Annotated in this window: 12 protein-coding genes and 1 pseudogene; 5 read left to right on the top strand and 8 right to left on the bottom strand. The window is 71.3% G+C overall.

Annotation, left to right across the window (positions count from 1 at the left end; genetic code table 11):
- The first annotated feature begins 77 nt into the window (after positions 1-77).
- Positions 78-1,253: a protein kinase domain-containing protein gene (locus AC068A_RS31830; protein ID WP_478589761.1), complete on the top strand. Its 1,176-nt coding sequence runs from the start codon at positions 78-80 to the stop codon at positions 1,251-1,253.
- 234 nt (positions 1,254-1,487) lie between these two features.
- Here AC068A_RS31830 and AC068A_RS31825 read toward each other — a convergent pair whose 3' ends face one another.
- From AC068A_RS31825 to AC068A_RS31810, 4 genes are all read right to left on the bottom strand, one after another.
- A complete protein-coding gene (locus AC068A_RS31825) occupies positions 1,488-1,877 on the bottom strand; it encodes a hypothetical protein (protein ID WP_478589743.1) in 390 nt (129 codons plus the stop codon).
- A gap of 647 nt (positions 1,878-2,524) precedes the next feature.
- A complete protein-coding gene (locus tag AC068A_RS31820; RefSeq protein WP_478589742.1) occupies positions 2,525-2,824 on the bottom strand; it encodes a hypothetical protein in 300 nt (99 codons plus the stop codon).
- A 56-nt stretch (positions 2,825-2,880) separates the two neighbouring features.
- The gene (locus AC068A_RS31815) at positions 2,881-3,096 is read right to left on the bottom strand and encodes an acyl-CoA carboxylase subunit epsilon (protein ID WP_478589741.1); all 216 of its coding nucleotides are present in this window, start codon (positions 3,094-3,096) and stop codon (positions 2,881-2,883) included.
- Complete coding sequence (locus AC068A_RS31810) at positions 3,093-4,739, bottom strand: acyl-CoA carboxylase subunit beta (protein WP_478589740.1); 1,647 nt, start codon at positions 4,737-4,739, stop codon at positions 3,093-3,095. Before AC068A_RS31810 ends, AC068A_RS31815 begins: the two co-directional genes overlap by 4 nt.
- A 258-nt stretch (positions 4,740-4,997) precedes the next feature.
- Here AC068A_RS31810 and AC068A_RS31805 point away from each other — a divergent pair, with 258 nt between their 5' ends.
- From AC068A_RS31805 to AC068A_RS31795, 3 genes and pseudogenes are all read left to right on the top strand, one after another.
- A complete protein-coding gene (locus AC068A_RS31805; RefSeq protein WP_478589739.1) occupies positions 4,998-5,846 on the top strand; it encodes a mycofactocin-coupled SDR family oxidoreductase in 849 nt (282 codons plus the stop codon).
- A gap of 235 nt (positions 5,847-6,081) precedes the next feature.
- A pseudogene (locus tag AC068A_RS31800) lies at positions 6,082-6,669 on the top strand (erythromycin esterase family protein); the annotation flags it as partial.
- 55 nt (positions 6,670-6,724) lie between these two features.
- Positions 6,725-6,967, top strand: coding sequence for a hypothetical protein (locus tag AC068A_RS31795; RefSeq protein WP_478589738.1), 243 nt, complete (start codon positions 6,725-6,727; stop codon positions 6,965-6,967).
- A gap of 62 nt (positions 6,968-7,029) precedes the next feature.
- Here AC068A_RS31795 and AC068A_RS31790 read toward each other — a convergent pair whose 3' ends face one another.
- Positions 7,030-8,529 carry an AMP-binding protein gene (locus AC068A_RS31790; RefSeq protein ID WP_478589737.1) on the bottom strand — a complete coding sequence of 500 codons (1,500 nt, stop codon included), beginning with the start codon at positions 8,527-8,529 and terminating at the stop codon, positions 7,030-7,032.
- Between the two features lie 173 nt (positions 8,530-8,702).
- Between AC068A_RS31790 and AC068A_RS31785 the strand changes: the two genes are divergently transcribed.
- Positions 8,703-8,957, top strand: a complete 255-nt coding sequence (locus tag AC068A_RS31785; RefSeq protein ID WP_478589736.1) for a phosphopantetheine-binding protein — start codon at positions 8,703-8,705, stop codon at positions 8,955-8,957.
- Between the two features lie 41 nt (positions 8,958-8,998).
- On the opposite strand, the gene AC068A_RS31780 is transcribed toward AC068A_RS31785, so the two are convergent.
- The 3 genes from AC068A_RS31780 to AC068A_RS31770 all read right to left on the bottom strand — a co-directional run.
- On the bottom strand, positions 8,999-9,952 hold the full coding sequence (locus AC068A_RS31780; RefSeq protein ID WP_478589735.1) for an ACP S-malonyltransferase: 954 nt from the start codon (positions 9,950-9,952) through the stop codon (positions 8,999-9,001).
- Positions 9,953-10,025: 73 nt separating this feature from the next.
- Positions 10,026-10,922 (bottom strand): proline iminopeptidase-family hydrolase, encoded by an 897-nt coding sequence (locus AC068A_RS31775; RefSeq protein WP_478589734.1) that lies wholly within the window; start codon positions 10,920-10,922, stop codon positions 10,026-10,028.
- A gap of 70 nt (positions 10,923-10,992) precedes the next feature.
- A partial coding sequence (locus AC068A_RS31770) for an SDR family NAD(P)-dependent oxidoreductase (RefSeq protein WP_478589733.1) occupies positions 10,993-14,868 on the bottom strand: 3,876 nt, incomplete at its 5' end.

Genomic DNA, 14,868 nt, shown 5'->3' with positions numbered 1-14,868 from the left:
CGCCCCCCCCCTGTTAACCCCCCCCCCCCCCCCCCCCCCCTCGCCCCCCCCCCCCCCCCCCCCCCCCCCCCAAGGGGCTGCTCGACGCCCTCAGCACGGCACACGCGTCCGGCATCGTGCACCGGGACGTGAAACCGGCGAACGTGATGATCGCCCGGGGTGGCCACGTGCTCCTCACCGACTTCGGGATCGCTGTGCAGCAGGGCGACACCGCCCTCACGACGAGCGGTGGGCTGGTGGGCTCGCTGGAGTACATCGCGCCGGAACGGTTCAACGGCGTGGACAGCGGCGGTGCGGGGGACCTGTACTCACTCGGTGTAACGCTGTATCAAGCATTGGAGGGGGTCTCCCCGTTCCACCGGGACACCCCGACAGAGACGCTCACTGCAGTGCTGTTGGGGGAAGCGCCCGCTCCCCGCGCTGCCGGCGGGCTTGGGGCGCTGATCACCCGGCTGCTGGACAAGGACCCGGCCAACCGCCCCACCGCCGCCGAGGCCCTGGCCATGGTTGAAGCCCTTGAGCTGCCCCGGGTGCCGAACGACCCTGTGGCATCCGCCGGTCCTGACTCCGTGCCGCCGCCGCAGTCCTCACCGGACGTCGGCGGCCCTGCCCCGGCGTCGGCGTCACCGCTCGCCCCAGCCGGTTCAGAGGCCCGCACCGAGAACGTCCCTCCGCCGCCGCCCACGTTGCAGGCGCAGCTGCCCGCCACCGACGACCAGTCACGGTCCGGTCCTGGCGTGCCGCGGAATCGCAAGATGCTTCTCACCAGTGGCGTGGTGTTAGGTGCGGCGATTGCTGCCGCGGTTGTCATTGTCGTGGCCACATCAGGAGACGGGGCTCGGGCCCCGCAGGCCGGTTCATCCGGCACGGCAGCGGAACACACGGCACCCGCTGCGGAGCAGTCCGGCGCAAATGGGCAGGGGCTGCCGCCTGGGTGCGAGAACCAGACCGACGTCATGGACAGGTGGAACCAGGTCCCGCTCGGCGGAACGGTGCCGCTTCCGCCGACCGAGAACACCCTGACCGAGATAGTGGACCTTCAGAAGGCCAATCTGGCCAAGGCAGTACGTCCGGCGCTCAAGACCGCGCTCCAGAACGACATCGACACTGCAGAGAAGGCCCTGAAGGCGCTTCGTGCCGATGACTCCGAGACGTATCGGCAGGCCGTGACGACGGACAAACTCAAGCACCTGACCGAGATCTCCGACGCCTGCTTCTTCAACAATCTCGGCCCGTCGCCGTCGTCGAGTTGACCGTGAGTTCGAGACATCAGCCAGGTAGAGCGGCAACTGGTCGGCCAGGTGATCAGGACTTGATGACGCATGTCGAGGCCATGCAGAGGACGGTCACGGCGGGTGGGCGGAGACTAGAGTCCGCAAGAGAGCGAACGAAGCCCGGCCGTACGACCGGCGTTTGATCGGCTTGATACGTGTGGCCTGTCCTTCGACGGCGCCCGAACGATTCCCAGAGAGTCTCATCAGCGGCGGTCATTCACCGCAGCAGCCTTCAACGGTCACCTCGGCGGGCCATGCGCCATGCTCGATGAAGTACGCCACGGCATGGCCGGCGACGTCGAAGGCGACAGTGTCACGGTCGGCGTAGCTGTCGACCCGCCCGTTGGACAGCAGATAGCCACCAGACGAGCCTGCACCGCGCGGATCGACGAGATACTCACCAGGGCCGCCTTCCCCGTCCAGCAACACGACCATCGCGCGTTCGCCGTTGGTGACCACGGCCAGGAGCCGCCCCGCGTCATTCTCGAACCACGTCTCCTGGCTCGCCCAGTCCCACCGATGTCGAAGCAGCTGTCGAGCTTCCTCGCCGGAATAGGCGTGATCAACAGAGCCTTGCAGGTGCCAGCGGTTGCTATCGGTCAAGGTGCTCCTGCCTCAATCTGGCGATTTCGAACAGCCAGGGCCAGACACGGGCGATGGCAATGCCGGGACAGTGCCTGAAGAGGTCTCCATTCTCGCATCCACGACTACCGTCGAGAACGGTGATGGGGCACTGCCCCCTTTCTCTCGGATCAAGGCAGTGGCCAGCCCCAGCGTCGCGCCTCAAGCCATCTCCTCAAGCGCCGGTCGCTGTCCATCAGGCGCGAACAGGCGGACCGGCCTCGATGGGCACCTGGTCCGGTCCGCCCGACCGTCCACACACGGGGATGACTCCACCCGATGCGACGCCATCGCCTCCCGCCAACAACGACGCCGCCCAGCCGACCGAATGACTTGCGGCCGAGGGGGCCGCCTGCGGGGCCCGGAGGCCGCGGGCCCCGGGCCACTTGACCAGGGCAACCCCTTCTCCGCGGACCGAACACAGCCCCACCCACCCCTTTCCCATCACCACGACAGGCACAGGGCGGCACAGAGGAGAAGTCAAACTCACCGGTGAGTCTGGAAACCGGACCTGACCATGCACGATGCACCGAGATGCCGAAACGCTGCCGCAACACCCTGTGCAACAGCTTGTGCAGCAACTTCCGCAATCCGCTGCGCAACACGTTGTGCGGGAATCACAAGCACCCTCACCCGAGACGCCGGTGACTCACCGGCTCGGTCACCGGCCACGAGCGGAACTCACCGACCTGCCGTCGGTGAGTTCCGTGGCCTCCGGTGAGTTCCCCGGACTCCTGCCGGTGAGTTCGCGCCAGGCCGACGCGCGAGGACCGTTCGGCCGGTCGGTGCAGCCGACGGTCACGCCGTCCTCGGTGCAGCCGCCCCACCCGGTGCAGTGCGGGCACGGGGACGACGATCGGCGGCCCGCCCATGGACTGCACCCAGGTCAGACCGAGCCCGTGGCGGATGGTGTTGTTGCCGTCACTCATGGGCGTGAGTCTGCCGTCGTCCGGTGAACGGGCCCCCTCGGGGGGAGGGGGCCGGGTCAGGTGGTCCAGGAGCGGGGGGTGGGGAAGGGTTTGATGCGGGGGGCGCGGGGTGGGAGGCGGTGGCTGGGCGCGCCTTCCGGGGCGGGCTGGTTGTGCAGCGCCCGCAGGCGTGCGGTGAGCAGGACCGCGAGGGCTGCCGTCTCCTCGGCCGTGGGGTTGCCCTTGGTGATGCGGATCGCGGCGAAAGACAGGGCCGTGGCGCCGGCGGTCACAGCGGCAGGTTCCCGTGTTTGCGGCTGGGCAGCTCGGCGTGCTTGGCGCGCAGCATGTCGAGGGCCGAGATCAGCCGGACGCGGGTCTCGGCCGGGTCGATGACGTCGTCGACGAGGCCCCGCTCGGCCGCGTAGTACGGGTGCATCAGCTCGGTCTGGTACTCCTTGATCTTCTGTTGGCGGGTGGCCTCCGGGTCGTCGGAGGCGTTGATCTCGCGGCGGAAGATGACGTTGGCAGCGCCCTCGGCACCCATCACGGCGATCTCGTTCGACGGCCAGGCCAGGGCCACGTCGGTGCCGATGGAACGGGAGTCCATGACGATGTACGCGCCACCGTACGCCTTGCGCAGGATCAGGGAGATCCGGGGCACGGTGGCGTTGCAGTAGGCGTACAGCAGCTTGGCGCCGTGGCGGATGATGCCGTTGTGCTCCTGGTCGACGCCGGGCAGGAAGCCGGGCACGTCGATCAGGGTGACCAGCGGGATGTTGAAGGCGTCGCAGAACTGCACGAAGCGCGCGGCCTTCTCGGACGCCTGGATGTCGAGGACGCCGGCGAGGTGCAGGGGCTGGTTGGCGACGACGCCGACGACCTGGCCGCCCATGCGGGTGAGCGCGCACACCACGTTCTGCGCCCACTGGCCGTGCACCTCGAAGTAGTCGCCGTGGTCGGCGATCTCCTCGATCAGGTCGCGGATGTCGTAGCCCTGGGTGGGGCGGGCCGGGACCAGGTCCAGCAGTGACTCGCAGCGGCGGTCCGCCGGGTCTTCCAGGTCGCCGGCCGGCGGCAGCTCGCGGTTGTTGGACGGCAGCAGCGACAGGATGTGGCGGACGTCCTCCAGGCAGCTCTGCTCGTCGTCGTACGCGAACGTCGCCACGCCCGAGGTGCCGGCGTGGGAGTCGGCGCCGCCGAGGTGCTCCATGGAGACGGCCTCGCCGGTGACGGCCTGGACGACGTCCGGGCCGGTGATGAACATCTGCGAGGTGCCGCGGACCATGAACACGAAGTCGGTCAGGGCCGGGCTGTAGGCGGCGCCGCCGGCGCACGGGCCGAGGATGACCGAGATCTGCGGGATGACGCCGGAGTTGCGGACATTGCGCTGGAAGATGCCGCCGTAGCCGGCCAGCGCGGTCACGCCCTCCTGGATGCGGGCGCCGGCGCCGTCGCACAGGCCCACCAGGGGGGCGCCGGCCGCCGCGGCCAGGTCCATCAGCTTGTGGATCTTCTCGGCGTGTGCCTCGCCGAGGGCGCCGCCGAAGATGCGGAAGTCGTGGGCGTACGCGAAGACGGTCCTGCCGTGGACCTTGCCCCAGCCGGTGACGACGCCGTCGGTGTGCGGCTTCTTGTCCTCCAGGCCGAAGCCGGTGGCCCGGTGCCGGCGCAGCTGCTCGACCTCGGTGAAGGTGCCCTCGTCGAAGAGCAGCTCGATGCGTTCCCGGGCGGTCAGCTTGCCCTTGGCGTGCTGGGCGGCGGTGGCGCGCTCGCTCGGGCCGGACTCGGCGAGCGCGCGGAGGGCGTGCAGTTCCGCGGTGCGCTCGCGGAGCGAGGCGGAGCGGGTCTCCTGCGGGTGCGCGGGGGCGGGAGGCGCGGTCCGGCTCTCCGGCTCAAGGACGCTCTCCAGCGGTCTTTCCTCGACGATGCTCATGCGGTCCCTTTCCGACGCAGAGGCACCGGGATCGGCCGGTGTCAGTCAGCGCGGTACAGCCTCGGACCGGACGCTCGAGCAACGCTCGAATTCCGCCGGTGAATTCCCGGTGTTCATTCCGGTGCTTCATTCCGGTGCTTCATTCCGGTGGGGCCCCTAAGAATTTAGGGGTGGCGGCCGGCCCCACAAGCCCTTCTTTGCGCCAATACTTTCCGGGGATTGTTGTCGAAATCTTTCCGAGTAGCGCTGGGAGGGCCCATGGGCCGGGTAGCGGGCAAAGTTGCGGTGATCACGGGAGCGGGGCGCGGTCAGGGCCGCAGCCATGCGGTGCGGCTGGCGGAGGAGGGCGCCGACATCATCGCCATCGACCTGTGCGAGGACATCCCCGTCGTCGAGTACCTCATGGCGACCGCGGACGACCTCGCGGAAACGGCCCGGCTGGTGGAGAAGACGGGCCGCCGCATCGTCACCCGGCAGGCCGACGTCCGCGACCGCGAGGCGCTGAAGGCCGCGATCGACGAGGGCGTGGCGGAGCTGGGCCGACTGGACGTCGTCGTCCCGAACGCGGGCATCCTGCCGATCGGGGCCGGCCGTCCGCTGGACGCCTTCACGGACACGGTGGACATCAACCTGGGCGGTGTCGTCAACACGGTGCACGCCGCGCTGCCGCACCTGGGCGAGGGCGCCTCGATCATCGTCATCGGGTCGATGACGGCGCTCCAGCCGGGGCACGGCGACGTCTCCCCGGCCGGTCCGGGCTTCGCGGGCTACCGGTTCGCCAAGCACACGCTGGTCGAGTACGTGAACACGCTTTCGCAGCTGGTCTCCGGTGCCGGGCAGCGCGTCAACGCGGTGCACCCGACGAACGTGGACACGCACATGCTGCTCAACGACGCGATGTACAAGACTTTCCGCCCGGACCTGGACGCGCCGACCCTGGAGGACGTCACCCCCGTCTTCACGGGCCTGCAGTCGATGCCGGTGCCGTACGTGAACGCGGCAGACGTGTCCCACGCGGTGGTCTACCTCGCCTCGGACGAGTCCCGCTACGTCACCGGCCTGCACCTGAAGGTCGACGCCGGAGCGGTGGTCAAGCAGGGTCTGTGACACCCCCGCCGGGCGGTTCCCCCGACGGCCCGAGCGCCGGGCGGTGGGGGAACCGCCCGGCGGCGAAGAACCGGGGGTATCCCCACCCCGGTTGGGGGCCCTGCCCCATCGGATGATCTCGAGCCGCGCTCGAGAATTTCCGGTATGACGACACAGTGCCCCGCTCACAGCCCCCGCCCGCCGCGCCGGCCGCCGGTCCGGCGCGGTCTCCCTCGCGCTGGTCGCGGGCTACCTGATGGCCTGCGTCTCGCCGGCCGCCCAGGCCTCGGGGGCTACCGCGGGCGGCCCTGCCTCCCCTGCCGCACCTGCCGCAGCCGGTACCGCCTCTCCCGCCTCTCCCGCCTCTCCCGCCTCCCCGGTCGATGTGCTGAACGAGCGGGCCCGGCCGCTGTCCGACCTGGACGCGCTGGCCGGCATGGTCGGGGACGCGCAGGTCGTCGGTCTGGGCGAGGCCAGCCACAGCGGCCACGAGTTCTTCACCCTCAAGGTGCACGTCTTCCGCCACCTGGTGGCCTCCAAGGGCTTCACTGCCTTCGCCCTGGAGGCCAGCTGGGGCACCGGCGTCCGCCTGGACGACTACGTGGTGCACGGCATCGGCGACCCCGAGGAGATCATGCGCGAGGAGTTCCAGGGCCAGTACGTGTTCCGGAACACCGCGGAGTACCTGGACCTGATCCGCTGGATGCGCACCTACCACGCCACCGCGCCGGAGGGCGGCAAACTCCGTTTCGTCGGCAACGACCTGGGGTTCCCCAGCCGCACGGCGTTCGCCCGGGTCCGCGACTACGCCACCGCGTACCGGCCCGGACCTGCGGGCCGGGATCGACCGGCTGTACACGGGACTGGAGCCCGCCGCCGGTGTGCAGGCGGGTGCGTGGATGTGCGGTCAGCCGGCCAAGGACGCGGCGGTGCGCGAGGCCGAGGCCGGCCGGGCGCGCGCCGTGGCGGAGCTGCTGCGCGCACGGCCGGCCGCTGCCGGCGGCGCGGCGGGCGTCCGCTACGAGGACTTCGCCCTCGATCTGCGCGACACTCCGGAGCCGGCCCGCAGCTGGCTCGCCGAGAGCCGGCCCACCGGCTCGTTCGCCTGTACGACGCGGCCGACGACCCGCAGACCGCGCTGAGCCGCTCGTACGACGTCCTGGTCCACCTGCGCCAGGTGCAGGCGGCCCGCCCCTGCGCTGAGTCAGCGGCGGGCGGTGAGCAGCTCGCGGGCCCGTTCCGCGAGCACCGGGCGGTCGATCTTGCGGTTGGAGTTGAGCGGAAACTCGGCCACGTGCTCGAAGCGGCGGGGCAGCATCCCCTTGGGGAGGACCTCGCGCAGGGCGCGGGCGAGTTCGGCGGCCGGGCGGGTGCGCCCGGTGTAGAAGACGACGAGTTCGGTGCTGCCGTCGGCGGGGCGGGCGACGGTGACGACGTCCTCGACGCCGTCGCAGGCCCGCAGGGCGTGATCGATCTCGGCGAGTTCGACGCGCCAGCCCTGGACCTGGACCTGGGAGTCCAGCCGGCCGAGGTAGACCAGCACCCCGCCGGGCAGTCGGCGGACCCGGTCGCCGGTGCGGTACCACAGGCGGCCGTCGCGCTCGGTGAAGCGCCCCCGGTTCTCGGTCGGGTCCAGGTATCCGGGGGTCATCTGGGGGCCGGTGATGAGGAGCTCGCCCTCGGTGTCGGTCTCGGTGCCGTCTTCGGCGAGGAGCACGTGGTCGTGGCCCTCGTGGACGGTGCCGATGGGGACCATCCCGTTGACGGCGAGGCCGGGCGAGGTCTGCGGGTCCCAGCGGTGTCCGGTGATGGTGACGGTGAGCTCGGTGGGCCCGTAGATGTTCTCCAGGGTGGAGTGGGGGGCCGCCTGCTGCCAGTCGGCGGCGTCGGCGCAGCGCAGGGCCTCGCCGGCGAAGAAGCTCCAGCGCAGGGTGGGCATGGCAGCCTCGCCGAGGCCGCCCATGCGGCGGACGAGGGAGATGGCGCTGGGGGTGGAGAACCACACGGTGGTGCCGCGGGCGGCGAGGTGGCCGGGGATGTCGCGGTAGGCGGCCGGGGGTACGGGGTCCACGACGGCGCCGGCGCCCCAGGCGCAGAACAGGTCGAACATCGCGCAGTCGAAGTTCAGGTCGAAGGTCTGTGTGAAGACGTCGTCCGGGCCGAAGTCGTAGCGCTCGTCGAGGATCCGGAAGTAGTGGTGGGTGCTGCCGTGGGTGATGGGTACGCCCTTGGGCCGGCCGGTGGAGCCGGACGTGAACAGCATGTAGGCGACGTCGGAGGGTTCGACGGGGCGGGGCGCTGCGAGGGCCCGGGACGGGTCGGGTTCGACGACCGGGATGGCGGGGCGGTCGCCGGTCGCGGCGTGCAGGGCCGCCCGGCCCGGCTCGTCGGCGATGACGGCGGCGACCTCGGACAGTTCGAGCATGTAGCGGGTGCGGGCGGCGGGGAAGTCGGGGTGGAGCGGTACGACGGTGGCGCCCGCGTACAGGCCGGCGAGGATGCCGGCGTACGCGGTCCGGCCCTTGCCGGCCAGGACGCCGACGGCCTTGGCGGGGCCGAGGGAGCCGGCCAGGACCAGCGCCTCCTCGTGCAGTTCCCGGTAGGTGACGGTCTCGGCCCCGAGGCGCAGCGCGGGACGCTCGGCGGACAGCTGCAGTCCGCGCAGGAAGCGCTGGTACAGGGCGTGCTGCTGGGGTTCGGGCATGACTCCTCCGGGAGGTCGGGGCGGGTGGGCGGTGCGGGGCGGTGCGGGGCGGCCCGGCCGCGGGTCGGCAGGGAAGTTAGGGGGGTGGAACGGGTACCCCGGGGCCGCCGGGCGCTCGTAGCGTCACGTTCCTGGAACCGACTGCCGGTTGAACGAAGAGAGTGGAGTCCACTATGTCCTGGGACCAGCGATTCGAGGATCTGCTGCGGGAGTACCTGCCGTTCCTGTCGGCCGATGAGCCGCTCACCGCCGACACCAGCCTGCGGGACGTGGGTCTGGACTCCCTCGGCACCGTGGAGCTGCTGGGGGCGCTGGAGAGCGCGTACGACGTGCGGTTCGTCGAGGAGGCCCTCAGCCTGGACACGTTCGCGACGCCCGCCACGCTGTGGGGGGTGCTGACGGAGATGTCGGAGGCGGCGCGCCTCTGATGCGGCGGCCGCGGCACCGCGGCCGCCGGGCACGGGTTGTGTCAGGCGGCGGCCGCGGGCCGGCGGCGCGGCCGGGTGGCCTGCCGCGGGTTGACCGGGACGACCTTGAAGTTCTTGGTCGCGGCGGGGACCCGGCCGAAGAGCGCGTCCTGGCCGGCCACGTAGAGGGTGCCGACTCCGTGGTCGCGCAGCGCGCCGAGGGCGCGCGGCCAGTCGACGGGGCGTACGCAGCCGTCGAGCAGCAGGGTGCGGACCTCCTCTGCTGTGGTCAGCACGCGGCCGTCCTGGTCGGCGACGACCGGGATCTGCGGGTCGCGGAAGGCGATTCCGTCCAGGACCTCGGTCTCGGTCTTGCGGCGCAGCCCGCCGAACGCGGCGGCGTGCATGGGCGGGGACATGACGTACAGGGGCATGCCGCCGAGGGAGCGCAGCCGCCGCTGGAGCCATTCCAGGCGGGAGGTGCGCAGGGTGAGCATGTGGAAGTCCTCGTCGACGGTGCAGGTGACCTCGTGCCACTCGCCCTGCTCGGTGAGTTCTGCGCGCACCTCGTCGAGCCGGTCCTTGGGGGTGCGTGCGAAGGACTGGGTGGCGACTTCCTCCGGGTGCTCCTGCGCGAAGTAGGCGTCGAGTACGTGCGCGAACCGTGAGGTGAAGCGGACGCCGTCGGCGAAGGACAGGGCGCCGCAGTGGACGGCGGCGGCCTTCTCCCCGAAGCTGGGGCCGGTGAGGAGGGACGGCTCGACGCCGAGTTCCTCCACGGCCCAGCGGGCCAGTGCCAGGCAGTTCACCATGAACGCGACCTGGGCGTATTCCGAGTAGTCGCCCTCGGCCTGGCGGTAGCGGTCGAAGACCGAGTACCCGAGGATGTCGTCCGCTTCCGCGAAGAGTTCCCGCGCGTGGCGGTTGATCAGCATGAACCTGCCTGATTCGGCGAACGGCACGGGCCCCATTCCGGGGAATACCAGTGCGGTGCCGGTCCGGTTTTCAGTCACCATGGCTCTCAGTCTCTTGTCGGGAGGATGTTCCTCCTGCCTCGGGGGCGCCCTGTGGAGACGGGCGCCGGCGCCGTCACAGGCTGTGGAGGTATTCCGTCATGACCTTGTGGAAGAGTTCCGGCTCCTCCAGGTGCGGCAGGTGGCTGGAATCCTCGAAGATCTCCCAGCGGGATCCCTTGATGAGGTCCTTGTACGGCTGCACCGTCTTGGGGGTGGCCTCGTCGTGCCGGCCGGAGAGGATGAGGGTGGGTACGTCGATGTCGGGCAGGACGTCGATGACTCCCCAGTCCTTGAGGCTGCCGATCACGTGGAACTCGGTGGGCCCGTTCATCGCGTAGTAGACGGTCGGATCGTTGTAGACCTCGTAGAACGAGGCCTGGTAGTCGCGCGGCCAGGGCTTGAGGCGGCAGACGTGCTTCTCGTAGAAGGGCGTCATCGCCTGGTAGTACTCCTCGCTGTCGGTCGTGCCGGCGGCCTCGTGGCGCAGCAGCGTCTCGTTGACGCCGGGCGGCAGCTGGGCGCGCAGGACGGCCATTTCCTCCAGCCACAGGGGGTAGGAGGCCGGGGAGTTGGCGATGACCAGGCCGCGCAGGCCGGCGGGGCGGGCGGCGGCGTGCCGGGCCGCGAGGAGGCCGCCCCAGGACTGCCCGTACAGGATGTAGTTGTCGGCGATGCCGAGCGAGGTCAGCAGCTGGTCGAGCTGGTCGGCGAAGAGGTCGACGGTCCAGAAGTCCGGGTCGGCTGCGGGCAGGTGGGTGGAGCCGCCGTTGCCGAGCTGGTCGTAGTGGACGACGGGGTAGCCCTCCTCGGCGAGCCGGGTCAGGCTCAGGAGGTAGTCGTGGGTGGATCCGGGGCCGCCGTGGACGACGACCACGGCCGGGCGGCCGGAGTTCAGGTCTCCGGTGACGCGGTACCACGTCTTGTAGTCGCGGAACGCGACGGTTCCCTTGGCGCTGGGGGCCAGTGTCATGTCCCTCACCTCTCGTGCGGTTCTCGGCGGTTTCTCGACCGTAGGGGCGGTGGCGGCGTGCGCACCGCCCCTACCCCACCCCAGAGATCCAGTCCTCGACGGTCCTCGCGGTGTGCGGGGCGTCCTCTTCGACGACGGTGAAGTGGGTGGCCGGTACGGGGCGGTAGGTGTGGGAGGCTTCCCACGGGCGGGCCTTCCACGCGTCGCCGGCGTCTTCCTCCCCTGCGGTGAGGAACGTCCGGTCCGCGCCGACGAACAGCACCGGCGCGGCGACGGGCTCCAGGGGGAAGAGCGGCAGCAGGTCGAAGTAGGCCCGCATGGCGGACAGTCCGGTGGTGCTGAACATCCCGAACTCGGAGTCCCGGTCGACCAGGGCCGCCGACATCTGTTCGAAGACCTGGGCCTGCATGCCGCCGCCGGCTTCCCGGGTGACCCGGTAGGTGTCGACGAGCACCACGCCGGCGGGTGCCGTTCCCAGCTCTTCGAGGCGGGCGGCGGTGCCGTAGGCGAGGACGCCGCCGGAGGAGTAGCCGAGCAGGACGAACGGGTCGCCTTCGGCGGCGGCCAGGACGGACCGGGCGAGGGTGTCGGTCAGTGCGTCGACCGAGGCGGGCAGGCTCTCGCCGGGCTCGAAGCCGGGGATGGGCAGGGTGGTGACGTGGCGCACGCCCCGGAAGTGGGAGGCGAGCCGGGCGTGCTGGTGCACTCCCCCGGTGGCCATGGGGGTGCTCAGGCAGATCAGCCGGGGCCGGGCGGGGCCGTCGGCGAGGCGTACGGGGGTCAGGGGCCGGCCGAGTTCCTCGTGCGAGGTGAACACCGGGCGCAGGTCCGCGACGGCCCGCAGCAGGTTGAACGCCTCGGTCGTCTGCCCGGCGGCGACAGCGCCGCGGAACAGGGCGGTGATGGTGTCCTGGGCGGCCGGGGCCGGGGCTGCGGCCGCGCCGCCGGGGGCCGGTTCGTCGTCCTGTGTGCCGGCGGCGCGCTCGCAGGCGTCGGCGAGCCAGCCGGTCAGACCGGCGGGTGTCTTGTTGTCGAAGACGCCCATGAGCGGCAGGTCGAGTCCGGTGGCCGCGTTGATGCGAGCGCGCAGCTCCATCGACGACAAGGAGTCGAAGCCGGCTTCCAGGAAGTCCCTGTCGGGGTCGATCGCGTCCGCGGAAACATGCCCGAGGACGGCGGCCGCGTGCTCCACGACCAGGCCGAGCAGGACGCGCTCCCGTTCGGCCGCGGTCAGGGCGAGCAGTTTGCGGCGGTTCACGGCCGGGTCGGTGGTGGTGGTTGTGCCGGTGGTGCGGCGTGCGGGGGCGCGGACGAGGCTGCGGAAGAGGTGCGGGAGCTCGTCGGAGATGGCGCGCAGGGCCTTGAGGTCGAGGTGGATCGGGACGAGGGCGGGGGCTGGGAGGGTGCTCGCGGTGTCGAAGAGGTGCAGGCCCTCTTCGGGTGAGATCGCCCGTACGCCCGTGCGGTGCATGCGCTCCAGGTCGGCTTCGCCCAGTTCCCCGGCCATGCCTGCTTCGTCGGTCCACAGGCCCCAGGCCAGGGACTGGGCGGGCAGGCCCGCTGCCGTCCGGTGGGCGGCCAGGCCGTCGAGGAAGGCGTTGGCGGCCGCGTAGTTGCCCTGGCCCGGGTTGCCGAAGACACCCGCGGCCGAGGAGAACAGGACGAACGCGGACAGGTCGTGGCCGGCGGTCAGCTCGTGGAGGTTGAGTGCCGCGTCGACCTTCGGGCGCATGACGGTGTCGATGCGGTCGGGGGTGAGGGAGGCGATGACGCCGTCGTCGAGGACGCCGGCGACGTGCACCACCGCGGACAGTTCGATATCGGTGAGGAGGGCGGCGAGCGCGTCGCGGTCGGCGACGTCACAGGCCGCGATCTCCACCTCCGCGCCGAGGGCCGCCAGGTCCGCTACCAGTTCCTGGGCGCCCGGTGCGTCCGCGCCGCGGCGGCTCGTCAGCAGCAGGCTGCGCACGCCGTACTCGGCCACGAGGTGGCGGGCGAACAGGCCGCCCAGACTGCCCGAGGCACCGGTGAGCAGCACGGTCCCGGTACCGAACGCCGGGGCCGCGTCCGCCTCCTGCTCCTGCTCCTGCTCCTGCTCCTGCTCCTGCTCCTGCTCGGAGAGCGGTGTACGGACCAGGCGGGCGCCGTACGCGGTGGTCCCGCGGACGACGACCTGGGACTCGCCCGCCGCCAGCGCGAGGTCGACGGCGGCGGAGGGGTCCTCGGTGTCGGCGGGCACGTCGACGATCACGAAGCGGCCCGGGTCCTCGGACTGCGCGGAGCGGACCAGGCCCCAGACCGCAGCACCGGCCAGGTCGGTGACGTCCTCACCCGGCAGTGCGACCGCGCCGCACGTGACGAACACCAGGCGCTCCGCGGACGACTGCAGCTCTGCGAGTGCCGTGTGCACCGCCGCACGCACCGCCGACGCGTCCATACCGGGTGCGCTGTGCAGTACGGCGGTGTCTGCGGTGGGCGTTGCCGTTGCCGTACCGGCGGGGAGCTTGGTCCACTCGAGCTGGAAGAGGCTGTCGTGGAGCGGGGAGCGGGTGGCGGCGAGCTGGTCCATGGCGACCGCGCGCAGGGCGAGGGAGCCGACCGAGGCGACCGGCCGGCCCTCACTGTCGGCGACTTCGAGGGTCACCGCGTCGGCACCGGCCTGCGCCAGCCGCAGCCGGACCCGGGTCGTCGCACCCGAGGCATGGAAGACGACATCGCTCCACGCGAACGGCAGCCGGGCCGTGCTCTGGTCACCGCCGTCGAGCAGACCGATCGCATGCAGGCAGGCATCCAACAGCGCCGGGTGCAGCCCGAACCCATCGGTGGCAGTGCCCTCCGGCAAGGAAACCTCGGCGTACACCTCGGAGCCGGAACACCAGGCGGCGGTCAGGCCCTGGAACACCGGACCGTACTCCAGCCCCGCATCCGCGAGACCCCCGTACAGACCCGCCACGTCCACCTCCACCGCACCCCGCGGCGGCCACTGCGCCAGCGCGAAGGACGGCCCCGGCCCCGACGGCGCCAGCAGACCGGCAGCATGGCGCAGCCACGGCTGCTCCGAACCCTCCGGCCGCGAGTACACGGTCACAGGCCGCGCCCCCGAAGCACCCGGGGCACCCACACACACCTGCACCTGAAGACCACCGCGCTCCGGCAGAACGACAGGCGCCTCGACCGTCAACTCCTCCAGGACACCGCAGCCGACCTCGTCCCCGGCCCGGATCGCCAACTCCACCAGACCAGTCCCCGGGAACAGCACCAGCCCACCCACAGCATGATCGGCCAACCACGGCTGCGAACCGACGGCGAGACGCCCGGTGAGAACCGTGCCGTCAGTGTCCGGGGAGGCCACCATCGCACCGAGGAGTGCGTGATGGATGGGTTCGAGGCCGGCGCCGGACACGCCACCGAGTTCGGCGGCGATCCATGAGTCGGCGAGGTAGTCGACGGTGTCGAACCAGTAGCGCTGGCGCTGGAAGGCGTAGGTGGGCAGGTCGACGCGCCGGGCGCCGGTGTCGGCGAAGACCGCTTCCCAGTCCACCGACACGCCGTGGACATGCAGCCGGGCGATGGTTGCGAGCAGGGCGGCGGCCTCAGGCCGGTCACGGCGCACCGCCGCAGCCAGCACAGCCGTCTCCGACTCGACCGACTGCTGGGCCATCGCCGTCAGCACGCCGTCCGGACCCAGCTCCACGAAACGGGAGACGCCCTCGGCCTCCAACGCCCGCACACCGTCGGCGAACCGGACGGCCTCGCGGACGTGCCGGACCCAGTACTCCGGATCGGTCAGCTCGACCGCGACCGTACCCGTGACGTTCGAAACCACCGGGATCCGCGGGGCGCTGTAGGAGAGCGACTGCGCGACCTCGCGGAAGGCATCCAGCATCGGGTCCATCAGCGGCGAGTGGAAGGCGTGCGACACCTTCAGACGGGTCGCCTTGCGGCC

This window comes from Streptomyces sp. NPDC043854, from assembly GCF_056436005.1.
Note: the sequence above shows the minus strand (reverse complement) of the source record. Positions and strands in the feature narration are given on the sequence as shown.